Raw genomic sequence first — 23,475 nt, 5'->3', positions numbered from 1 at the left:
CGGGCCCGGGCCGGGGCAGAACGCCGGGGCTCAGAACTTGGTGAAAAGCCGCTCGCTATCCGGGAAGAACTGCGCGCGCAGGCGTTCGTTGCTTTCCGCGTGGGCGGCTCGGATGCGGTCGCGCTGTTCGTCGCTGAGAACCAGTTTCGACCCCGGCTGCTTGAGCCCGCGCCGCTTCAGCACCATCGCGGCGTGAAACAGCGGGTTGGGCCCGCCGCTTTTCAGCCGTGAGGGCGTCCATTTCCCGATCTGCATCGCCAGATCGACCTCTTCGGCGCTGAGCGACTGGTTCAGATAGGGCGGATCTTCCAGCGGGCCGCGGTCGATCCCTGCCACTGCGCAGAAATCGTCCAGCAGATCGCCGTTCTTCATCACGCCCCGGTCGAACAGCCGGACGGTCAGGTTTTCCTGTCCCACGACCGAGGCCCACATCTTGGCGCGGCGGAAGAAATTCATCTTCGGCAGCATCGTGTCGATATGCTGATCGAGTGTCTGGAACTCGCCGCGCTTGATCGCTTCGGAATAGGTCGAGAGCATGAACTCGTCCTGCGGGCGATAGTAAACGATGTAGCGTACGCTTTCGAAATGGCGGTTCAGCGTGTCGTGCAGCGCCTGCATCCGGTCGAGCGTGTGGCACCAGGCATGGATCTGCTCGCTCGAGGCCAGATATGTATGCTCGGGCCACGTTTTCACGCCCTCGCGCAACATCGCCTCGAACCGGTCGACATAGGCCTCCTGACTGGCGCGGCCCTTGACGCCCATGGCGTAGAGCTTGTTTGCCGCTTCCAGCTCGCCGCCCGAGCGGACGATGGCGGTCAGGCCCAGCTCCATCTGGGCGGGGTTGCGCGGCGTGAAGGGCTCGAAGCGCAGACCCTGAGACGACAGGGCCGGACGGTTCAGCGCCAGAAACGACTGGATCGTCGTCGTGCCGGTCTTCTGCGTTCCGATGTGAATGACGGCTTTCATGGCGTTTCCCGGTAAATCTGCAGAAGCTCTTCGATATGGCTCTGGACGCTGACAGGGGCGATGGCATTCGCCCAGTAATTGGCCGGCGTCACACTGCCGTCCAGAAGGCGCGACAGGACGCGATGGAACGCATCGATACTGTCGGCGCGGAACACCAGATCGTTGCAGCGCCCCAGTTCCTGCGCGCCGCCCCGGTCCGAGGTGATGAGCGGAATGTGCCGCGAATGCATCTCGATGGCGACCTGCGGAAGGTTGTCCTCCCACACCACCGGTACCACGCCCAGATCGACATCGGCCAGCATCGTCTTCAGGTCGTCATGCGAATAGCCGGGGATATGCGTGACCTCGGCCAGATGCCCGCGCACGCCGGACAGAAGATTCATCGCCTCACTGTCGCCGGGCAGCGCGGCCAGCTTCAGCCGCACGCGCCGGGCCTGTTCGGCGGGCAGCGCGGCCAGCGCGCGCATCAGGAAGTGATAGCCCTTGTCGCGGCGCATATAGCCCAGATAGGCGATCCGCAGCGTGCCGTCTTCATGCAGGAAGGTGGTGCGCGGACGGGTATAGTGCCATTCGCCCGCCTCGGCCGAGCCGATATAGCTGGTCTGCAGCTTCGAGGCATGGATACCGTGATGCAGGGCGATCTGGCGCACGCGGTCCGATACGCACAGCACGCTGTCGCAATGCGCGTTGATCAGGCTGACGAAGCGCGCGCGGCGGCGGGCAAAGGCCTCGGCCGGGGTCGCGCTGCTGGGGGTGGGGTGAATGCGGGCCTGCTCGTCGCTCGCGGCGGGGATCACGGTGGGCACGTTGCCGCCCTGCAGGGGCTGGGCGCTGGCCCCCGCGCCGGCCCCGGCTGCGACAAGACGCACGGGCTCGGCCATGCGCCGCCGCCGGCGGACGTTCATGAGGCTGCGCAGGCTGCGCCACGCCATCCGCATCGACGGGCGGAACACCCGGTCGTAGAACCATGTCCCGGGGCCAAGCCCGGTGCGCGCGAAGGTCCAGGCGATGGCATAGGCCGTGCGGATCGAGCGCGGCTCGGGCTGTGCGGCAAGACAGCGCGTGCAGCTCGTTCCGCCATGGAAATCGTCGCAATGCTCGCGCTCGGCGTACCACAGGTTCACCTGCGGACAGAACGGGTAGTAATTGTGTAGCGACAGCACGAATTTCGTCTCGGGCCAGCGCCGCTTGAGGTTCAGCACATTGGCGGGCAGGCCTTCGAGATTGTTGAAATGGATGACGTCCCACGGGCCGGTCCGCTCGACGAAGTCGGCAAAAGCGGCCTCGGTCGCGGGATCGTCCAGCTGCGCATGGCCGCCGAAATCGGCATGCGAGGGCGCCAGCAGGCCCGAATTGACCAGCGTGTAGCGCGGGCTTGCGCCGCCGTCTTCGGTGATCACATGCGGCTTGCGGCGCAGGAATTCATGCGACAGGCCCGACGACAGGAACGCCGTTTCAATATCGTCCTGCGCCGCCATGCCGTTGATGACATTGCGCTGATAGACGCTGACGCCGCCGCCGCGCCGCTCGCGGTCCATGTAATCCGCCCAGTTGTAATACAGGATTCTCATTGGGACCTGTCCTTGCGCGGGGCTGATGGCTGCGACTCGCCCAGCTGCGCTTCCAGCGTCTTGATGCGCTGCCCCTGCATCGCCAGCCGCTCGCGCAGGCGCGCGATTTCGGCAGAGAGGACCGCGAACATCTCGGCCGTCTCGCGCCGCGCCGGGTCCTGCGGGCGGGGCAGGTCGGCGCGCATGGCGTCAAGGTCGAGCGCCGCGCCGGGCAGGGCTGCAAGCGTGTCGAGCCCGCTCAGCGCCCGCGTCCGCACGTCGTCGAACGACAGCGCCTCGCGCGGTTCGGCCCAAGATGGCGCCTGCGTTTCGGCGTCGAGCGCGGTGTTCACCTCTTGCATCATCGTCGTCTTGACCCAGCGCCGCGCGGCGACATGCTGCATGCCGCGCTTGATCGGCAGAAGCTTGTCGGCAAGCCGTGGGTTCGGGTCGGCATCCGGCGTCTTGGCGCGGGCGGGAAAACTCTGCCCGATCGCGCCAAGGAAATCGCGGTACATCGCATCGTCGCGCCGCAGCGCCGAGGTGAAACCGCGCACGATGACCGCATCGGCGCCGAACAGGTCGATCCACGGGCGCAGGGCCTGCGCGTAATCCCAGTGGATCGGCTCCATGACCTGCTCGACCGCGGCATCGAAGCCGGGCACGTCGAAGCCGATCTTGATGAGCTGATTGTACCAGCTTTCCAGATGGCTTTGAGGCGCGCGCAGATAACACACGACGCGAAAGCGCAGCCGGTCGCGGACCGTGTCGATCAGCGCGCGCAGCGCCGCTTCGGCGCCGGGATGCGCGCCCAGCCGCATGAATTCCTCGCTGCTGACCAGAAGCGACTGCCCGCCTTTGAGCGCCAGCGCCTCGTCGAACAGCGCTTGCCACATCTCGCGCGCCGGGGCGGGGGCGCGGAAATTGTAGAGCAGCGTTTCCACGCCAGCCTCTTGGTAGAGGACATGCGCCAGCGGCGAGTGCTTGGCGAGCTTTTCATGCGTTCGCGCATAGACCAGCCCTTGCCGGGCCAGCCGGTCGCGATTGGCCTGAAAAAAAACTTGAAGCGCCGTTGTCCCGGTCTTGAAGTGACCGATGTGGAAAATGATTTCCGGTGGCTTCTTATCGAAGAATCGTACCAACAATGGCTCCAGAAACTCAGGCGAGCAGACGCTCGTGGTGTTTGACGGCTTCGGCGAGATCCTCGAAATACCGCAAACGGCCTTCGTGCAACACCAGCGCGGCGTCGCAAAAGTCGCGAAGTTCGTTGAGGTTGTGATTGACGAGGATCGCACTGGAACGCTGCATCCGGTCCCGGAACAGCCGCTGGCTCTTGCGTTTGAAACGCTGGTCGCCGACCGCGGTCACTTCATCCACCAGATAGGTGTCGAAATGGATGCCCATTGAGATGCCGAATGTCAGCCTCGAGCGCATGCCTGAGGAATAGGTGCGGACCGGCATGTAGAAGTGTTTGCCGATCTCTGAGAAATCCTGAACGAAATCAGCCAGTTCCTCGGTGTCGACGCCATAGACACGGGCCAGGAACCGGGTGTTCTGTGCGCCGGTCAGATCGCGGTGAAAGCTGCCGCCGAATCCGACCGGCCACGAGATCGTGCCGTCGCTGATGATGCGTCCGCGATCCGGGGCCATGGTTCCTGCGATCATCTCCAGCAGGGTCGATTTTCCCGCACCGTTACCGCCCAGCAGGGCCAGCGACTTGCCGCTGGGCAGGGTCAGGTTCAGGTTGCGGATCACCGGGTGATATTGCCGGCGAATCCAGAAACCCTTGGTCAGATTCTCGAACTGGATCATCGTGCGTCTCGCGTCAGCCGCGGTCCCGAAGGCTGTAGAAGACCAGCGCAAAAGCCCCCCAGGCCAGCAGCAGGAAGAACCCGTAAAGCGGAATAAGGGTGCGGCGCTGCGGGTATTCCGCGCGCTGCGCCAGCGTCGGGCGGACATAGGTGGCCAGATACAAGCTCTGACGATCGGCATTCGAGCGCGCGACATCCAACGCTTCCAGCGCGGCGGTATAGGTGCGCTCGGCGAATTCCTGATTGACCATCAGCGCTTCGAACTGCGCGATCAGGCGCGGATAATCGGTATCGAAGACCGTTACATCCTGCGTGGCGAAGTTGCGGCGCTCTTCCGATATCCGCTCGCGTATCACTTCGATCCGGCGCTCGGCCTGACGGACGCGGGGATCGTTCTCGGCGGTGGTCTGCAAAAGCAGGTCGTATTCGACCAGCGCCTCGGCCAGCGTGGATTGCAGACCGTTGATTACCCCCATTCTGCCGGCAATATCCGCCTGCGGATCGACGATCTGCGTGCGCGCCCGGAAGGTCGCCAGTTCTTCGCGCGCGCTGCGCAGCCGCTCAAGCGCCCCTTCGAGATCCTGCTGGGCGTTGGCGATGCTGTCGCGGCGCGACTGGGCGTTGAGCGCGTTGATCATCGCCTCGCTCTCGGCGACGATTTCCTCGGCCACCTGCTGGGCGAACTCGGCGGTATGCGCGCGCACCTGCACGTCCATCAGGCCCGAGCTTTGATCATAGGACACAATGACAACGCGTTGCCAGAACCACAGCAGATCCTCGATCGTGGCGTCGGGCCAGATCGAGTAGACCGGATCGGTGCTCCAGTGCTGCGAATAATGCGTGCGGATATCGAGCGCTTCCTGCGCGCGCTCGACCATCTGCTGGCTGTGGATGAAAGCATAGAGCACATCGGTGTCGGATGACGAGCTGCCGCCGACCATCGAACTGAGGCCGCCCACCAGTTCCGAAGCCGAGCTCGTCTCGTCGCTGCGTACGGTGAAGCCGGTATTCGACGCGTATTGGTCCTGCGCGAAGACATACAGATAGACGGTGATGATCAGAAGCGGCGCGAAAACGATCAGCACCAATGACAAGAACAGGGCGCTGTGGCGCCTCTGGATCTTGGCGCGACCGACAACCGGCCGCACCGACGTATCGTCCGCGCCCCCGCCGCCTTGCTGAGCGCGGCGCGCGGCGCGCCTGCGGCCCCTCTGTTCGGCGTCAGAGCTCCCGTTTGGCCCTTGCTGGCCGGGATTGTTACTGCCCACGGAACGCTCCAAGTGTTGTTTGCCTTGTCAGCCGGTTTTCTACATAGTCCGGCGGGCAAACACCAGTGAAAGGACCGCTCGATGAGCGCTGGGTCGTACCCGGATTTGCCCGCCGCACCACCGGCACCGCTGAAGCAACACCGCCAATCCTACCATGATTCGCGCGTTATCCTTGCCTTGGTCATGCGGGAGGTCTCGACTCGCTTCGGGCGGACGCCGGGTGGCTTCATCTGGGCCATCGTGCAGCCGCTCGGGCAGATTATCGTCCTTGGGTTCGCGTTTTCACTGCTTGCGCGGAATCCCGCGCTGGGAACCAGCTTTCTGTTGTTCAAAGGGACCGGGATTCTGGTCTTCCAGGCGTTCAAGGGTACCTCGAACATGGTCGGCAAATCGCTGAGCTATTCCAACAAACTTCTCAGCTATCCGGGGGTCGAGTGGCCGCATGCTTTGCTGGCGCGGTTCCTGCTGAACATTTTCGTGAATGCCGTGGTCAGCATCCTGATCCTGAGCGGAATCGTTGTGGCCGAGGGGCTGACGCTGATCATGGATTGGAAGCCTATCTTCCTGGCCTACATCCTGGCCTGGACACTGGCCTTCGGCATCGGCGCCCTGAATTGCTACCTGTTCGAGCGCGTTGATATCTGGTCGAACATATGGGGCATCATGACCGGGCCGCTGATGATCGTATCCGGGGTCATATTGCTGTACGAGGACTTGCCGTCGGTCGCGCAAGAAATCCTGTGGTACAATCCGCTTCTGCACATTACCGGCCTGATGCGCGAAGGGTTCTATTCAACCTATACGCCCGGTTACATCTCGGTCCCGTTCGTGCTGGCCTGCTCGCTGATCCCGATGGTGTTGGGGCTGATGCTGGTGCGCAAGCACTACCTGTATCTGCTGAACCGCTGATCCGTCAGCGGTCAGCGGCCCGGTCCTCAGCGTTTCTCTGAGCCCCGCCCCTGAGCCCTGCGCAGGATCTCGGCATGCGAGCGCTCGGTCCGGCGCCGTAGCCCGTCCGCGATCGCGAGGCCGAACAGCCGCAAGAACGTGCCGCGCTCGCCCTTGTGGTGACGCAGCCGGAGCAGCCAGCGCGGCAGGTAGAGCATCAGCACGGGCACGAAGAAGACGCCCGTGGCGATCCGGTACAGGATCAGCAGGTTGCGGTGATAGTAATAGACCTTCCACAAGGGCCGGATGCGTGGGTCGGCATTGGAATAGGTGCTGCTGTCATGTTCGAACCGGACCGAGGGTTCGAAGCCGATTGCGTGTCCGGCCTTGGTCAGCTCCATCGTGTAGATCGCGTCGTCACCGTAAAGAAACAGCGCCGGATCCGGATAGCCGCGCAACCGAACCGTCCCGGCGCGCACGAAGAAGCCGACAAAGGACGCGCCGTCTACCCGGCGCAGGCCCGGCCTTTCGAAATCCTCGGGGCCAAGATGGAAGGCGCCGCGCCCGCCGCCCAAGAGCGTCCGGGCAAGGATTTTCTTGTGCCAGAACGGGTTGAAGGTCGGGCGGTTCATTTCGCACAGGGTGCCATCGGGATGGCGCACGGCGGCAGCGAAGCCGTCGAAACCGCCCAGATCGAGCGCCTGAAACGCCGCGAAAGCACCCGGCTCGGGCCTTGCGTCGTCGTCCATCACGACGATCCAGTCGGGCGCAAGATGTTCGACAGCGTGGCGCATCCCGGCTTCGAACCCGCCGGCGCCGCCCCGGTTCTCGGGCAGGGCAAGCGTGACCAGACGCGGATCGCCCTGCGCGGCAAGCCACTCGGCTGTTCCGTCATTCGAGGCATTGTCGACGATCAGCACGGCCGAGAGATCGCGCGCGGGCTGCGCGAGAAGCGCGCCCAGCGTGATCTTGAGCTGATCGAGCCGCCGGAAGGTCACGACCACGGCGACGAGCCGGCCATTCGGCCCGGCGGCGACTTGTTCCGCGGAAAGGCTGTCGGGGGCGGTCGAGCCCGCAGGGTCTGAAATCGTCACGCGTCGCTGTCCCGCCATGCTGGCGCCCGGGCGCCGATCTCCGCGCAGAGCTAGGCGCAGGCGGGGGGTATTGTCAAACGGCAAGGGGAAGACGCCGACGACGGCTCTTCTCGTAAAATCCAACATGTTTGCCCTTCTTTTGCCGCATTCGGGCGCCCGCCGTCGCCATGCGACTCGCTCAGGCTACCCGCTGACGTTGTAAAGGGTTCGGCCATGCGGCTGCATTTGGAAGGCATCATCGAGACGGGAACCGCCCTGCTTGATCAGGGGATTACGGATTTCGAGATCGCCGTCATCGACGGGGTGACGCATCTCTATGCCACGACCGGGCGTAATGGCGGGCTTTCGGATTACGTGATCGGCGGCAACGGCGATCTCTCGCTGAGCACCACGGTCATCTACCCCGCCAATATCCGCGGCGTGGTCGGGGACCGGATCTTTCTCGATGACGGCGCCGACGGTCCCGAAATGCTGATCGGTGGACGTGGCAGCGGGTTGATGGCCTATGGGCTGCGCAACGACGGCGATATTGGCTATCTCTACAACGTCTCTTGGACGGATGCGCGCGAGGCTTTCGACGCGGGAAGCGAGGCATTTCTGCAAGCCATCGTGATGATGGATGGCGGTACATGGTGCATTTTCCCCAACGGGTTCGATGGCGATCAGGTGGTCGATCTGGATTGCGTGACCATCGGTGTGCGCGATTTCGTCGTCGTGGCGAATGCGCAATCGAACAATGTCGTGGTCTATCAGGTCGATCCGGCAACCGGCGATCTGGTGCAGGTGGGCTCGATGGGCGCCGAGCTGGGGCTCGGTATCGACGCGCCGACAGCGATGGAGACGATCACTTTGGGCGGGCGGACCTTCGTCGTACTGGCCTCGGCCAATACGTCCTCGATCTCGGTGATGGAGCTTTCCGCAACCGGGCAGCTTGAGCCCGTCGATCACGTCGTCGATACCGGCGCGCTCCGGATCGAGGGCGTGCAGGCGATGGACGTGATCGAGGTCGGCGGTCAGGTATTCGTCGTCGCGGGCGGGGCCGATAACGGAATCACCGTGTTCAGCCTTCTGCCCGATGGTTCACTGGTCGAGGTGATGACGCTGGGCGACGATGCCGATACCGCGATGCACAATGTCACCTCGATTGAAATGACGGTCGATGGCGGCATGCTTTACATCTTCGTGGCCTCGCAGAACGAAGCCGGGATCACCACATTCACGCTGGATCTGGCCAGTCTGGGACGCACGCTGGAAAGCGGATGGGCGGCCGAGACCCTTACCGGCACGCAGCGCGACGACATCCTGCTGGCCATGGGCCAGACCGATACGCTGCTGGGCGGCGGCGGGGACGATATCCTCGTCTCCGGCGGGACGGGCACCCGGATGAGTGGCGGGGCAGGGGCGGATGTCTTCGTGATCCGTGACGGCAGCGGAACCACCACGATCGAAGATTTTCAGGCCGGAAGCGACGGGCTGAACCTGTCGGACCTGCCGATGCTGCGCGACATGTCGCAGCTTGAATTCACCGCGACCGCAACGGGTGCGATCATTTCCTATCGCGGCGTGGTGATCGTCATCAACTCCGCCGATGGTCAGACGCTGCGTCTTGAAGACATCTTTCCCGAGGGGTTCGAATGGGGCGACCATTTTCCCTTCACGCCGCCGGAAACCAACACGCCTTCGAATCCCGGATTCTGGCGGCAGGGCGGCGGCGGGGCCGACCGGATCTGGGGCGGCGCGCGTGACGACACGCTTCTGGGCGGCGGTGGAAACGACCAGATCAACGGCGGTAGCGGACACGACTATATCGACGGGGGGGCCGGCAACGACACCCTGCGTGGCATCGAGGGGAATAACACCCTGCTGGGCGGTTCGGGCAACGATGTCATCGCCGGGGCCGCCGGCGACGATTCGATCTCGGGGGGCGATGGCGGCGACAAGGTTTATGCCAATGACGGCGACGATACGATCTATGGCGGGGCCGGGAATGACCAGCTCTTTGGCGGGGCGGGGGACGATTTCATCAACGTGACCTCGGGGCGCAATATGATCGGCCTTTCTGCTGGCAACGATACCGCGCAGGGCGGGGTTGGGTATGACACGATCTGGTGCGGCACCGGCGATGACGTGGCACGGGGCGGTGACGGCAACGACATGATCGGCGCCGGTCTGGGCAACGACATGATCTACGGCGATGCCGGTAACGACACGATCTATGGCGCGGCGGGCGACGATCTGCTGGTGGGGGGCGACGGGAATGACCTGATCTTTGCGTCAGTCGGTAACGACACGGTGCTCGGCGGGTCGGGGAATGACAATCTGTGGCTCGGCGACGGCGATGACCGCGCCGATGGCGGGGCCGGGGCCGACCAGCTGCGCGGCGGGAAAGGTCATGACCGCCTGCATGCCGGCGGCGACAACGATGTCGTCTGGGGGCACGATGGCAATGACACGATGGAGGGCGCAGGCGGCGATGACTGGATCTCGGGCGGCGCCGGAAACGACATTCTGAACGGCGGTTCAGGCAACGACACGCTGCGCGGCGGATCGGGATACGATGTCTATTGGGGCGGCGCGGGGGCCGATGTGTTCGAGTTCTTCCGCGATCACGATACCGGCCGGGTGATGGATTTCGATCCGACCGAGGGCGATGTCATCCGGCTGGATGACTGGATCTGGTTCAGTCTTGGCGACCTGACCGCGGCGCAGGTGGTCGAGCGTTTCGGGACGCTCGATGACAGCGGCAACGTGGTGCTGGATTTCACCGATGTGGGCGGCAATGTCGTGGTGTTGTCGGGCTATGACGATCTGGCGGGCCTGTCCGATCATATCGAGATCTTCTGACCCGCCCGCAAAGCCCTTGTTCGCGCCCGTTCAGCGCTGGGCGAGGCTTTCGGCCAGCCGCAGATTGTTGTCGAGATCGCGCTTGAGCCAGTGCATCATCTCGCCCACTGCCGCATCGGCCTCGCCCACTTCGACCGCGCCGCGCAGGGCCTGCAGCGCGCGGATGATCTCGAACTCGGTCAGCAATTCCTCGCGCGCGCAGCTCAGCTTGGGATGCGCGGTCTGCGACAGGCGGGGGCTGACGGTCAGTTCCTCATGCAGCTTCTCGCCTTCGCGCAGGCCGGTGGTGATGACCTCGATATCGCCGTCGGGATTGTCCTTGTCCTGAACCGAGTAACCCGCCGCTTCGATGACCTGCCGCGCCAGATCGACGATCTTCACGGGCTTGCCCATATCCAGAACGAAAATCTCGCCGCCTTCGGACAGCGTGCCGGCCCACAAGACCAGACGGCAGGCTTCCTGAATCGTCATGAAATAGCGCGTGACCTCGGGATCAGTGACGGTCACGGGGCCGCCGCGGCTGACCTGATCGTAGAAGATCGGCACGACCGAGCCCGAAGAGCCCAGCACATTGCCGAAGCGCACCATCGCGAACACGGTGTCTTTCGAGCGCCGCGCGCAATCGCCGACGATCAGCTCGGCCATCCGCTTGGTTGCGCCCATTACGCCCAGAGGGCGCACCGCCTTGTCGGTCGAGACCAGCACGAAACGCTCGATCTTGTTTTCGAGCGCGGCCATCGCCACGATCTGCGTGCCGAACACGTTGTTCGAAATCCCGGCCAGCGGGTTCTTTTCGACCATCGGGACATGCTTGTAGGCGGCGGCATGCAGGATTACCTGAACGCCCTGCGCGCGGATCGTCGCGTCGACAAGGCGGGCATCGGTGACCGAGCCCAGGATCGGCACAATCTCGGTGCCCGTATCTTCGGCCAGCGCGCGCAATTCGCGGTCAATCGAGAACAGCGCGAATTCCGTCAGTTCCAGCAGCACCAGCCGCTCGGGCTTGCAACTGAGGATCTGACGACAAATCTCTGAGCCGATCGAGCCGCCCGCGCCGGTAATCATCACGCTGCGTCCGCGATAGGCGGTACAGCCGCCATCCAGCGCATCCTTCAGATGCTTGCGGCCCAGAACCTGATTGGGCAGCACCGGCGCCAGCTTGTCGACGATCTCTTCCTGTCCGATGAGTTGCGCGAAAGAGGGAAGCGTCTGAACCTCGACCTTCATCTTCGCGACGCGCCGGGCGATCTGCGCCTGCCGGGGCTGGCTGAGCGACGGCATGGCCAGAAGAACCTTGTCGACATTCTGCGACTGGATCAGCGCCTCGATCCGCTGGGCCGGGTAGACGGTCTGACCGGCCACCGTCATGCCATGCAGCACGCTGTTATCGTCGAGAAAACCCAGAAGCCGCACATCTTCGGTCGATTTCAGCGCCATGGCCAGCTGAATGCCGGTCTTGCCCGCGCCGTAGATCAGCACGCGCGTTTCATCGACATTCTTGCGGTAAAGGGCCAGCAGGATCTGCAGCAGCACCAGTCGCGACGTGGCCGAGAAGACGGAATAGATCAGCGCAAGGATGACGGGCGTCCCGGCTTCGACATTGGATTGACCCAGCAGCACCATCATCGCCAGCATCCCGGCCAGCATGCCCCCCAGCGCAGCCGAACGGCCAAGCGCCGAAAGCTCGTAGGATTTCAGCTGAACACGGGGCAGACCCAGCGAGACCGAGATGAAGCCCGCCGCGATCGACAGCAGGATCATCGCCGGAAGCTCGGCGCGGATTTCCTGAAGGAAGGGGATCGTGCTGGACGAGACCGCCATCGACACCAGAAGCGATGCGGGAACCAACAGGATGTCCAGCCAGAGCAGGATCAATTGCTTGGTCCGCCGGGACAGTGTGGTCAATCGGGTCAGCATAAATACCTTCAATGCAGCTGCGGCAAAACGGGATTGCTCATGCGACTCGAACCGATGCGCGCCAGATGCCGTAACCCGCCTATTTGAGCATGAAAGGGCCGATATTGCATCATATTTTGGACTACATGGTCAGGGTTGAGCCGACTTTTGCCCAATACCGTGGCATTTTCGCATATCTCTTGTCGCTGCGGTGCAGCAAGAGTGCGGTCGGGATGCTGCGTTACAGCGGGGCCTGGACGAAGGCGGGCATGGCTGCGCCCTCGGCCCGAGCCTGTTTGAAACGCTGCGCGGTGTTGAGCGCCTCGCGGATCGTGACATCCATGTCCAGATAGCGATAGGTTCCCAGACGCCCGACGAAGGTCACGCCCAACATCGCCTCGGCCCGCGCCACGTAGTCGCGCAGCAGGGTTTTCTCTTCGACCTGCCGGATCGGGTAATAGGGGATATCGTCAGGCCCGCAGGCGCGCGAGAATTCGCGGTACAGGACCGATCCGTCATGCGTTTCCCAAGGTGCGAAATGCTTGTGCTCGGTGATCCGGGTGAAGGGCACTTCGGCGTCGCAATAGTTCATTACCGCGCAGCCCTGATAATCGCCTTGTTCGGTGAAACGCTCGAAATCCAGCGTGCGATAGCCAAGCCGCCCCATCTCGTGCCCGAAATACGCGTCCAGAGGCCCCGACCAGAAGACATGCTCGGCATCATCGGCCATCGACGGGCTGTAGGGCGTGTTCAACGCGACCTCGATGCCCGGATGGTCGAGTATGCTTGCCACCATTTCGGTATAGCCGCCCTCGGGCATGCCCTGATGGCGATGGGCGAAGTAATCGTCGTCGTAATTGAAGCGCACGGGCAGGCGCTTGAGGATCGCCGCCGGCAATTCGCGCGGATGGCAGCCCCATTGCTTTTGCGTGTAGCCCTTGAAGAACGCTTCATAAAGCGCGGGACCGACAAAGCGCAGCGCCTGCTCTTCGAAGGTCTGCGGGTCTTCGATCGTGGTATCGGCCTGCGCTTCGATAAAGGCGCGCGCTTCGGCCGGGCGCAGCGTCTGGCCAAAAAACTGGTTGATCGTCAACAGGTTGATTGGCAGCGAAAAGACCCGCCCGCCGCTCTGCGCCTTGACCCGGTTCTTGTAGGGCAGGAAGCGCATATGCGCGTTCACGTAATCCCAGACCTCGGTATCGTCGGTATGGAAGATATGCGGGCCATAGACATGCACCATGACGCCCGTTTCGGCGCAGCGCTCGGTATGGCAATTCCCGGCGATATGGTCGCGCGCCTCGACGATGCGCACGGAATGTCCCGCCTCGGCCAGTTCGCGGCCGATCACCGCGCCCGACAATCCCGCGCCGACGATCAGAATCTGCTTGCCCAAACCGTGCTCTCTTACCTTGTTTGAAAAACTGGGTGTGACTTGGCCGACAGGCCGGACGAAGAACGCCTGTTACCGGGCCGGTCCGCAAAGGACGATGGCGCCGAGGGGTGCGCAACGGGGCATGTCATCTCCTGAGCCAAAGGGGCGCCGGGTCGGTCAGACCGGCCCGGCGCGGTTGGGCGCAGGCATAGGGCGGGGTCGTGCGCAGGTCAACGCCAGCGTCAATGCGCGCCCAGTGCTGTGGCGGGCATCGGCGCATTCCCGTCCTCGCGCGCCAGTTCCGCACGGGCCAGCGCAATCCCTGCTTCGATATCGGGCGCGCGGGGGACGGTCGATGCGTCGAGCGCGTGCGCTTCAAGCCCGGCCTGCAACTCGGCATCCCCGCCCGTCAGCACGACCAGCACGCCGCGCCTCCGGGCGATGGTGACAAGCCCGGCAATGGTGTGAATCGCGGTGGAATCCACCATCGCGGCTTCGGCGAAATCGACGATCATCGCGCGATGGGTGTCGCCGATCCGTTCCAGCACCGCCCCGACCGAGGCCGCCGCGCCGAAGAAAAACGCCCCCCGGATCCGGTAGACGAGGATCTCGTCGTCGCGGCGCAGTCCGGCGGTGACGGCTTCGTCCTCGTCTTCCTCCAGCGCGGCGACGTCGGCGGCTTTGCTCATGCGGTGGATGAACAGCACCGATCCCAGCGCGAAGCCGACGACGATTGCTTCGGTCAGGTCGCGGAACACGGTCAGCAACAGCGTCACCGCCAGCACCGCCGCATCGCCTTTCGAGCTGCGCATCAGCGTGGCGATGGCATGGCGTTCGATCATGTTCCACGCCACCGTCGCCAGCACCCCCGCCAACGCTGCCAGCGGGATCATCCCCACCAAAGGTGCCGCCAGCATCATGAAGGCCAGCACGAACACTGCATGCAGCATCCCGGCGACCGGTGAATGCGCGTTGGCGCGGACATTGGTGGCGGTGCGGGCGATGGTGCCGGTGGCGACCATGCCGCCCATCATCCCCGAGGCGACATTCGCCGCGCCCTGCGCGATCAGCTCCATGTTCGAGGAATGCCGGCGCCCGCTCATTCCGTCCGCGACCACCGCCGACAGCAGCGACTCGATCGAGCCCAGCAGCGCGAAACCCACCGCATTGGGCAGGACAGCAACGACCAGTTCCCACGAAATCGGCGGCAGAGAGGGCGCGGGCAGCATCGCCGGAACCGCGCCGAAGGTCGACACGATTGTGGGTGTATCCAGATCGAGCAAAGCCGCCGCCAAGGTCGTCGCCGCCACCGCGATCAGCAGTTCTGGCAGGCGCGGCGCGAACCGCTTGAGCCCGAGGATCAGCGCCACGGTCGCGGCGGCCAGCGTGATGGTGACGGGATTGGCGGTCGGCAGCGCCTGCCAGATGGCGGGCAGTTTCTCAAGGATCGGGCCGGGTTCCGGGCCGTCCAGCGTCAGCCCCAGCAAGTCTTTGAGCTGGCTTGCGAAAATGATCGTGCCGATGCCGGTCGTGAAGCCCACGGTGACGGGATAGGGAATGAAACGGATATACGAGCCCAGCCGGAACAGGCCCAGAGCCGCCATGATGATCCCGGCCAGAATCGTTGCCAGAAACATCCCGCCGATCCCGTGCTGCGCCACCGTCGCCGCGACCAGCACGATGAACGCGCCCGCCGGTCCGCCGATCTGATAGCGTGACCCCCCAAGCGCCGAGATCACGAAGCCGCCGACGATCGCGGTGTAAAGCCCCATGGCCGGCGTCCCGCCCGCGGCGATGGCGATCGCCATCGACAGCGGCAGCGCGACGATGGCCACGGTAAGCCCGGCCAGAGCGTCGCGCTTGAGATGCGTCAGCGAGTACCCCTCACGAAGGACGGGATACAGGGCCGGTACGAGCCTGTCTGAATAGGGCATGAGACCGCCAAATATTAAGGAACGGCGCGAATTTAGCGCGCCGTTCCGGGAAACTGCAAGGGCAGCGGTCGCGTGGCCGCGCAGACAGGGCGCGGCCCTGTGTCGCGCGACTCAGCCGACCGGTGCGAAGGCGTCTGTTTCCGGATCGTAGGCGTCGAGGCCGCCTTCGCCAATATTGTGCCACAATCCGTGCAAGGTCAGCGCCTCGGACTCGACCGCTTCGCGTACGAAGGGAAAGGTCATCAGGTTGGCCAGCGAGATCTTCACGGCCTCTTTTTCCATCGCCGCGATGCGCTCGGCTTCGTCCTTGATCCCGTCGGTGGCCTCGTATCCCGGGCGCAGGATTTCCATCCATGTGCCCACGAAACTCGACTCTGCCGACAGCTCGGGCGCGTTGCCCGCGCACATGTCATGGCACCCGCGCACGCCGCCGCAATTCGAGTGGCCGACAACGATCAGATGGGCAACTTTCAGTGCACTTACAGCATATTCCACGGCCGCCGAGGTGCCGTGCTGCTGCCCGTCGGGCGTGTAGGGCGGCACCAGATTGGCGATGTTTCGGTGGATGAAGAACTCGCCTGGATCGGCCCCGAAGATCGAGGTCACGTGCACGCGCGAGTCGCAGCAGGCGATCAGCATGGAACGCGGGTGCTGTCCTTCCTGAGCCAGATGGCGAAACCAGCTCTTGTTCTCGGCGAAATGCGTAGCGCGCCAGCCACGATACCGGTTGGTCAGGTATCCGGGCAATTTGCGGGCGTTCGACATCGGCGTTTCCTCTTAATTCCACCACAATCCGGTGCTAAGCTCAATTTGCAGGAAAATCGAGCAGCTTTCCCGCACTCGGGGCAACGAATTGTTAGCTCGGATCAAAGATCCTTTCTGCGGGTGCAAGGGAAATAGACTGGGGCAGAAAGGGTGCGATTGTGACTATAGTTGTCGAATTGCGTCCAAGCGAGCGTGTCGTCATCGACACGGTCACCTTGGATGCCGTCTTTAAAAATCTGGGCCACCGTGGGGCCGAGAACCGTGTCATGGAAACCGTCGAGGCGATCTCGGACCTGCTGGTCCAGGTCGATACGATGGTCCGGTCGGATAATCTTGCCGGTATTCCCGACCTGGCGCAGCGCGTGTCACGGCTGAGCATGGAAATCGGGCTGACCTCGCTCGCGCGGGTTTCGCGCGATATGGGGATTTCGGCCCGCCATGGCGACCTCGTCGCGTATCGCGCGATCTGGGAGCGGCTCGTGCGCATCGGTGATCGATCGCTGGCGATGGTCTGGGAAGTGCCCGGCCTGTCGATGTGACCGATCTCTGTCGTCGGGCAGGGTGAGCGGCCTTCAGAACGACGTCACAGGCGACATGTCCATGGGGCCTGTCGCCGGGCGGCCTGTTTCCGCCGCGCGCGGTCAATCGGACTTTCCCTTTCCGAGACCTACGTCATAGGGTGTGGCGAGTATCGAAACCGGGAATATCCATGCGCAGACACCACTCCGCCTTCGCGTCGAACGACCAGCAATCCGTTCCGCTGCATGTCGTGACGAAAGACACCCTGTCCGATTGGCTGGACGGGCAGCCCGAACGCGTGCGCGCCTGGCTGTCCTCGGTGGGCTTTCAGGGCAATTCCGGTGAAACGATCTGCGTGCCCGACGCGTCGGGCGGGCTGGATCTTGCGGTGTTCGGAATGGGCCGCGCCGCGGCACGCGCGCGCGGTCGCTTCGCGCTGGGCACCGCGCGCCAGAAACTGCCCGCCGGGACCTATCACCTTGCCGGGGGCATCCCCGATGCCGATCTGCCCGAGCAGGCGCTGGCATGGCTGCTCGCGGGCTACAGTTTCGACCGTTTCCGCCACCGCCCGGCCGAGGAATTGTCCCTGCCTGCGCTCAAGGCCCCGGCCGGTATCGACGCGCATCGGATTGAGACGCTCGCTTCCGCCGAATGGCTGACCCGCGACCTGATCAACACCCCCGCCTCGCAGCTGGGCCCCGAAGAGCTGGAAACCACCGTCCTCACGCTTGCCGATGATTTCAACGCGCAGGTCTCGGTCACTTATGGCGACGATCTGCTGGTCGAGAATTTTCCGCTGATCCACGCCGTGGGCCGGGCCTCGGATCGGATGCCACGGCTGCTCGATCTGCGCTGGGGCGATGAGGGGCCGAGCTTGACGCTGGTCGGTAAGGGCGTGTGTTTCGATACCGGCGGGCTGAACATCAAGCCGGGCGCCTCGATGGGGCTTATGAAAAAGGATATGGGCGGCGCCGCCACGGTTCTGGGGCTGGCGATGATGATCATGGCGCTGGGCTGGAAGGTCCGGCTGCGCGTGCTGATCCCGGCGGTCGAGAATTCCATTTCGGGCAGCGCGATGCGGCCCGGCGACGTGCTGACCGCGCGCAATGGCCGGACGGTCGAGGTCAACAATACCGATGCCGAAGGCCGTCTTGTCCTTGCCGATGCTCTGGCGCTCGCCTGCGAAGAGGCGCCCGACGCGCTGATCTGCATGGCAACGCTGACCGGCGCCGCGCGCGTCGCGCTGGGGCCTGACCTGCCGCCCTTCTATACCGATGACGAACCGCTCGCCGATGCCCTTGCCCGTGCCGCGCGGAGTGAGGCCGATCCGCTCTGGCGCATGCCGTTCCACGCGCCCTATGAAAGCCTGATCGAGCCCGGCATTGCCGATCTCGACAACGCACCGTCCGGCGGCATGGCCGGGTCGATCACCGCCGCGCTGTTCCTGCGCCGCTTTGCCGAAGGCGCGCAACGCTTCGCGCATTTCGACATCTATGGCTGGCAGCCCGTCGCGGCACCCGCGCGCCCGAAAGGCGGTGTGGGGCAGGGCGCGCGCGCGCTTCTGCGTGCCTTGCCCGAGGTGCTGGGCCCGGGTATCGACCCGACCGCCCGCAACGCGGACGCGCCATGACCGACCGCCGCTACCTGCGCGCCGCGGGCGGCGTGGCGCATGAAAGCCTGCGCGGCGCGCTCGACGGCGTGCTGTTCGTCCCGGGCCGCTGGCAGCGCGTGATCGCGCCGCTCTCGGATCTGCGCGACACGCCCGGCGGCGCGCGCGACCGTCAGCTTTTGCGTGGGACCCGCTTTTGCACGATCACCGAATGCGACGGCCACGCTTTCGGCTTCGATGAGGACGAAGGCTATTGCGGCTGGCTGCTCGAAAGCGATCTGGGCGAAGACCAGCCCGTCACCCATTGGGTCGCAGCCCCCGCGACGCATCTCTACGCGGCCCCCGATATCAAGCGGGGCGAACGCATGAGCCTGAGCATGGGCGCGCGGCTGCGCGTGACGGGCGATGTCGGGCGCTTCGCGTCGACACCCGATGGCTACGTCCCGGCGCGCCACCTGCGCGCGATCGGCGACTGGCGCGACGACCTTGTGGCGGTCGCGCGCGATTTTCTCGGCACGCCCTATCTCTGGGGGGGCAATTCGCGCAGCGGCATCGATTGCTCGGGCCTCGTGCAGGCCGCGTTCCGCGCGGCTGGCCGCGATTGCGCGGGCGACAGCGATCTTCAAAGCCAGATGGCGGGCGCTGATGTCGTCCCGGGCTCCGAGGAGGCGGGAGATCTGATCTTCTGGGCCGGCCATGTGGCCCTTGTCAGCGCCCCGGGCCGCACCATCCACGCCAATGCCCACCACATGGCGGTGACCGAGGAAGACCTCGACGCGGTAATCGCCCGCGCCGAAGAGCCGGTGCTGCGCTGCCTGCGCCCGGCTGGGTGAGCGCGTCGCGGGCGGGAGCGCCGCGCCGTGAGTATTTAAGGCAAAGTGAAAGGGCTTAACGAAGTCTTAAGCCCCATCTTTGATCTTCAAATATCCTGGGGGGTGAGCCGCAGGCGAGGGGGGCAATGCCCCCCTTTTCCCGGGCTGTTACGCGTTCCAGGCCCGGTCGCCCGACGCGTCCTTGACCCGCGTGGGCAGGCCGATCCGGTCGAGGATCTCGAAGAAGGGCTTCGGGTCCAGCTCTTCCACGTTCACCATTTTCGCCACGTCCCATGTGCCGTCTGCGATCAGCATCGCCGCGGCCACGGGCGGCACGCCGGCGGTGTAGCTGATGCCCTGACTGCCGACTTCGTTATAGGCATCCTTGTGATCGGCCACGTTGTAGACGAAGACCTCGGTCTCCTTGCCGTTCTTGGTGCCCTTCACCACCGTGCCGATGCAGGTCTTGCCGACGTAATCGGGCGCCAGTGAAGAGGGGTCGGGCAGCACGGCTTTCACCACTTTGAGCGGGATCACTTCGAGCCCCTCGGCGGTGGTCACGGGTTTTTCCGACAAGAGGCCCAGATTCTTCAGCACCGTGAAGACGTTGATGTAATGGTCGCCGAAGCCCATCCAGAAGCGCACATCCGCCTGCGGGTAATTGGTGGCCAGCGAATGCACCTCGTCATGGCCGGTCATGTAGGCTTTCTGCAGGCCCACGACCGGCAGGTCCCATTCCTTGCCCACTTCGAACATCGTGTTCGACTGCCACGCACCGTTCTGCCAGCTATAGACGGTGCCGGTGAATTCGCGGAAATTGATCTCGGGGTCGAAATTGGTCGAGAACCAGCGCCCGTGCGAGCCCGCGTTGATGTCGACGATGTCGATCGAGGCGACCTCGTCGAGATAGGTGTCGATGCCGTAGCGGGCATAGGCGTTGACCACGCCCGGATCGAAGCCCACGCCGAGGATCGCGGTCACGCCTTTCTGCGCGGCTTTTTCCTTCCGCTTCCATTCGTAATTGCCGTACCACGGCGGCGTTTCGCAGATCAGGTTCGGCTCTTCATGGATCGCGGTGTCCATATAGGCCACGCCGGTTTCGAGGCAGGCATCGAGCACCGGCATGTTCACGAAGGCCTGCGCCACGTTGATGACGATATCGACGCCGGTTTCGCGGATCAGCGCCGCGACCTCGTCCGAGTTGCGGGCGTTGACGGCATGGGCTTTCAGAACGCCCTCGACCTTCATCGCGCCTTTCTCATGGACCGAGGCGATGATGGCCTCGCATTTCGAAAGGGTCCGGCTGGCGATATGGATGTCGCCCAGAATGTCGTTGTTCTGTGCGCATTTATGCGCCACGACCTGGGCTACGCCCCCGGCTCCGATGATCAGGACATTGCGTTTCATTCGCCCCTGCACCTCCGTGTTGGTTGGCTTCATTGTTTGGGTTTCGACCCGTTCAGCTCAGCGCGGCGGCGAAATCGTCATAGCCGAAATCGCGCACCTCGCGGATGGTTCCGTCCATCTCGCGGATGGCGATGGCGGGCATCTTCACGCCGTTGAACCAGTTTTTCTTGACCATCGTGTAACCGGCCGCGTCCTGCACCGACAGCCGGTCGCCCGCTTTCAGTGGCTGCGGAAAGCGGAATTCGCCGAAAATGTCGCCCGCGAGGCAGGATTTCCCGCAGACCATCCATTCGTGGTCGCCCGCATTGGGCTCCATCTTGGCGGATTCGCGGTAGATCAGCAGATCGAGCATATGCGCCTCGATCGAACTGTCGACGATGGCGAGGTTCTTGCCGTTATAGAGCGTGTCGAGCACCGTCACTTCAAGCGTGGTCGACTTGGTGATCGAGGCTTCGCCCGGTTCCAGATAGACCTGCACGCCATTGGTATCGGCGAACCGTTTGAGCCGGTCGGCCAGACGTTCGAGCGGATAGCCCTCGCCGGTGAAATGGATCCCGCCGCCGAGGCTGATCCAGTCCATGTCGCGGATCAGATGTCCGAAGCGCTGTTCGATCAGCGAGAGCATATTGTCGAAGCGGTCGAAATCCGCGTTCTCGCAATTGTTGTGGAACATGAAGCCCGAGATCTTTTCGGCCACCTTGGCGATCTCTTCGGGGTCATGTTCGCCCAGCCGCGAGAAGGGGCGTGCCGGATCGGCGAGGTCGAAGCCCGAAGTCGATACGCCGGGATTGACCCGCAGGCCGCGCACATGGTTCGCGCTCTGGGTTTCGAAGCGTTCGAGCTGACCGATCGTGTTGAAGATGATCTTGTCGGAATGCGCGAGCACTTCGCCGATCTCATGGTCGGCATAGGCCACCGAATAGGCGTGCGTTTCCTTGCCGAATTTTTCGCGTCCCAGCCGGACCTCGTAGAGCGAGGACGACGTCGTGCCGTCCATGTACTCGCTCATGAAATCGAAAACCGACCATGTCGCGAAGCATTTCAGTGCCAGCAGCGATTTCGCGCCCGACGCTTCGCGCAGCCAGGCGATCTTTTCCATGTTCGGCAGGAGCCGCGATTTATCGATCAGGTAATAGGGAGTTTGCAGCATCTCGGGCCCTTCTGTCGGCACGGGGTGTGGCGTGTCAGTCGCAACGCTACCTTGCTCGGCCCGACAGGTCGAGGCGCAGGCGCGCGTGTTCGACGCTGCTGATAGCGCCAGTCTCGTGCAGAAACAAATGGCTTTTATGGGCGGGAATACAAGGTTCGGGTAACCGCCCTTGCATGACCGGTCAGCCGTCGAGCGCCTTTTTCAGCTTGCGGAAGCTTTCAGCATTCGAGGCCGTGCCCTGTCCGCCAAGGAAGGCGTCGAGCTTGGGCCACAGCTTGATCGCCCGGTCGGTCAACGGGTCCGAGCCCTGCGCATAAAGCCCCGCCTGCACCATCATCTCGGCTCTTTCCCATGCGCCGATCAGGCGCCGGGCTTCGGTGATCTGGGCATTTTCGCTGGGCGAGGCGGCGGCGGGCAGCGAGCGCGAGACGCTGCGCATCAGGTCAATGGCGGGAAAGCGGCCCCGTTCGGCAATCGCGCGGTCGAGGATCACATGCCCGTCGAGCACCCCGCGCAGGATGTCGGCGACGGGTTCGTCCATGTCCGATCCGGCGACCAGCACGGTAAAGATCGCGGTGATGTCGCCCGTTTCGGGCGCACCCGGTCCGGCGCGTTCGGCCAGTGCCATGATCTGATGCGCGGTCGAGGGCGGAAACCCCCTGAGCGAGGGCTTTTCGCCTGCGGCGAGGGCGATCTCGCGATGCGCCTCGGCAAAGCGGGTGACGGAATCGAACAGCAACAGCACATGCTGGCCCGCATCGCGGAAATGTTCGGCCACGCTCATCGCGGTCAGCGCGGCGCGGCGACGGGCAAGCGGCGATTCGTCCGAGGTGGCGCTGACCACGACCGACCGCGCAAGCCCGTCTGTCCCCAGCACATCCTCGACGAAGTCGCGCAATTCGCGGCCCCGCTCGCCCACAAGTGCCAGAACCACCACGTCGCATTCGATCCCGCGCGCAAGCTGGCCCAGAAGCATCGTCTTGCCCACGCCCGATCCCGCGAACAGGCCGACCCGCTGGCCGCGTACCAGAGGCAGCATCGTGTTGAACGCGTCGAGCCCGGTCGACAGCCGCCCGCCCAGCCGCTTGCGCCGCGCAGGAGAGGGCGGTGCGCTGCGCAGGCTGCGCGGGGTCGGGCCGCGCACAAGCGGTCTGCCATCGAGCGGTTCACCGTAAGGGTCGATGACGCGGCCGATCCAACGATCGTCGGGGGCGATCATGTTGCGGCCGATATGCTCGACGCGATCACCGATCGCCAGACCCTCGGTCGCGTCTTCGGGCAGGATCTCGGCCCCGCTGGCGGTGAGGCCGATGATCTCGCCACCGACGGGGGTGCCTTGCGTATCGAGCACGCGCACGCGGTCGCCCAGCCGCGCGCGCTGCGACAGGCCCGAGACCAGCAGCGTCGTCGCGTGCATGGCTTCGACTCGACCGAAATGGCGGATGGGACGGATCGCGGCCAGCTCGGCCAGAAGGGGATCGAATACCGACATCGGCGGCTCCTTTGCGCAACGGGCGCCGGTGTGACGCTCGATTACGGTTTCTAAAGGAATCACCCTTAATCCTTCGTGTAAGCCAGCAACGGGAGAAT

The 23,475-nt window shown here is 64.2% G+C and carries 18 protein-coding genes; 5 read left to right on the top strand and 13 right to left on the bottom strand.

The genetic code is table 11. From position 1 onward, the window contains the following. Positions 1-30: 30 nt before the first annotated feature. From JI664_RS13610 to JI664_RS13590, 5 genes are read right to left on the bottom strand one after another with little or no spacing between them, the layout of a single operon-like run. A complete protein-coding gene (locus JI664_RS13610) occupies positions 31-966 on the bottom strand; it encodes a hypothetical protein (RefSeq protein WP_207014298.1) in 936 nt (311 codons plus the stop codon). Beyond that, positions 963-2,537 carry a glycosyltransferase gene (locus tag JI664_RS13605; RefSeq protein WP_207014297.1) on the bottom strand — a complete coding sequence of 525 codons (1,575 nt, stop codon included), beginning with the start codon at positions 2,535-2,537 and terminating at the stop codon, positions 963-965. Before JI664_RS13605 ends, JI664_RS13610 begins: the two co-directional genes overlap by 4 nt. After that, positions 2,534-3,658 (bottom strand): hypothetical protein, encoded by a 1,125-nt coding sequence (locus tag JI664_RS13600; protein WP_207014296.1) that lies wholly within the window; start codon positions 3,656-3,658, stop codon positions 2,534-2,536. Before JI664_RS13600 ends, JI664_RS13605 begins: the two co-directional genes overlap by 4 nt. A 16-nt stretch (positions 3,659-3,674) precedes the next feature. Beyond that, entirely contained in the window at positions 3,675-4,328 is a 654-nt protein-coding gene (locus JI664_RS13595) for an ABC transporter ATP-binding protein (RefSeq protein WP_207014295.1), read from the bottom strand. A gap of 13 nt (positions 4,329-4,341) precedes the next feature. Next, positions 4,342-5,475: a sugar transporter gene (locus JI664_RS13590; protein WP_207014294.1), complete on the bottom strand. Its 1,134-nt coding sequence runs from the start codon at positions 5,473-5,475 to the stop codon at positions 4,342-4,344. Between the two features lie 201 nt (positions 5,476-5,676). Between JI664_RS13590 and JI664_RS13585 the strand changes: the two genes are divergently transcribed. Further along, positions 5,677-6,504, top strand: coding sequence for an ABC transporter permease (locus JI664_RS13585; protein WP_207014293.1), 828 nt, complete (start codon positions 5,677-5,679; stop codon positions 6,502-6,504). Positions 6,505-6,530: 26 nt separating this feature from the next. On the opposite strand, the gene JI664_RS13580 is transcribed toward JI664_RS13585, so the two are convergent. Next, on the bottom strand, positions 6,531-7,577 hold the full coding sequence (locus JI664_RS13580) for a glycosyltransferase (RefSeq protein ID WP_349768725.1): 1,047 nt from the start codon (positions 7,575-7,577) through the stop codon (positions 6,531-6,533). Positions 7,578-7,790: 213 nt separating this feature from the next. On the opposite strand from JI664_RS13580, the gene JI664_RS13575 reads away from it, so the two are divergent. After that, a complete protein-coding gene (locus JI664_RS13575; protein WP_207014291.1) occupies positions 7,791-10,421 on the top strand; it encodes a hypothetical protein in 2,631 nt (876 codons plus the stop codon). Between the two features lie 30 nt (positions 10,422-10,451). On the opposite strand, the gene JI664_RS13570 is transcribed toward JI664_RS13575, so the two are convergent. The 4 genes from JI664_RS13570 to JI664_RS13555 form a co-directional block, all read right to left on the bottom strand. Then, positions 10,452-12,338 carry a polysaccharide biosynthesis protein gene (locus tag JI664_RS13570; protein ID WP_207014290.1) on the bottom strand — a complete coding sequence of 629 codons (1,887 nt, stop codon included), beginning with the start codon at positions 12,336-12,338 and terminating at the stop codon, positions 10,452-10,454. A 220-nt stretch (positions 12,339-12,558) separates the two neighbouring features. Further along, entirely contained in the window at positions 12,559-13,710 is a 1,152-nt protein-coding gene (gene glf / locus JI664_RS13565; protein ID WP_207014289.1) for a UDP-galactopyranose mutase, read from the bottom strand. A 221-nt stretch (positions 13,711-13,931) separates the two neighbouring features. Beyond that, positions 13,932-15,623, bottom strand: a complete 1,692-nt coding sequence (locus JI664_RS13560) for a SulP family inorganic anion transporter (RefSeq protein WP_207014288.1) — start codon at positions 15,621-15,623, stop codon at positions 13,932-13,934. A gap of 111 nt (positions 15,624-15,734) precedes the next feature. Then, complete coding sequence (locus JI664_RS13555; protein WP_207014287.1) at positions 15,735-16,388, bottom strand: carbonic anhydrase; 654 nt, start codon at positions 16,386-16,388, stop codon at positions 15,735-15,737. Between the two features lie 158 nt (positions 16,389-16,546). Between JI664_RS13555 and JI664_RS13550 the strand changes: the two genes are divergently transcribed. The 3 genes from JI664_RS13550 to JI664_RS13540 all read left to right on the top strand — a co-directional run bounded on the left by JI664_RS13550 (position 16,547) and on the right by JI664_RS13540 (position 19,349). Continuing rightward, complete coding sequence (locus tag JI664_RS13550) at positions 16,547-16,927, top strand: hypothetical protein (protein WP_207014286.1); 381 nt, start codon at positions 16,547-16,549, stop codon at positions 16,925-16,927. A gap of 170 nt (positions 16,928-17,097) precedes the next feature. Then, positions 17,098-18,537, top strand: coding sequence for a leucyl aminopeptidase family protein (locus JI664_RS13545; protein ID WP_207014285.1), 1,440 nt, complete (start codon positions 17,098-17,100; stop codon positions 18,535-18,537). Beyond that, a complete protein-coding gene (locus JI664_RS13540) occupies positions 18,534-19,349 on the top strand; it encodes an NlpC/P60 family protein (protein ID WP_207014284.1) in 816 nt (271 codons plus the stop codon). Before JI664_RS13545 ends, JI664_RS13540 begins: the two co-directional genes overlap by 4 nt. Positions 19,350-19,496: 147 nt before the next feature. Here the strand turns inward: JI664_RS13540 and JI664_RS13535 are convergent, their stop codons facing one another. From JI664_RS13535 to JI664_RS13525, 3 genes are all read right to left on the bottom strand, one after another. After that, positions 19,497-20,735 (bottom strand): saccharopine dehydrogenase family protein, encoded by a 1,239-nt coding sequence (locus tag JI664_RS13535; protein WP_207014283.1) that lies wholly within the window; start codon positions 20,733-20,735, stop codon positions 19,497-19,499. A 52-nt stretch (positions 20,736-20,787) separates the two neighbouring features. Then, complete coding sequence (locus JI664_RS13530) at positions 20,788-21,882, bottom strand: carboxynorspermidine decarboxylase (RefSeq protein WP_207014336.1); 1,095 nt, start codon at positions 21,880-21,882, stop codon at positions 20,788-20,790. Positions 21,883-22,066: 184 nt separating this feature from the next. Continuing rightward, a complete protein-coding gene (locus tag JI664_RS13525; protein WP_207014282.1) occupies positions 22,067-23,377 on the bottom strand; it encodes a FliI/YscN family ATPase in 1,311 nt (436 codons plus the stop codon). Positions 23,378-23,475: the final 98 nt, after the last annotated feature.

It is taken from the genome of Rhodobacter sp. NTK016B (assembly GCF_017303295.1).
Taxonomy (GTDB): domain Bacteria; phylum Pseudomonadota; class Alphaproteobacteria; order Rhodobacterales; family Rhodobacteraceae; genus Pararhodobacter.
This window is presented reverse-complemented; position numbering and strand designations above follow the sequence as displayed.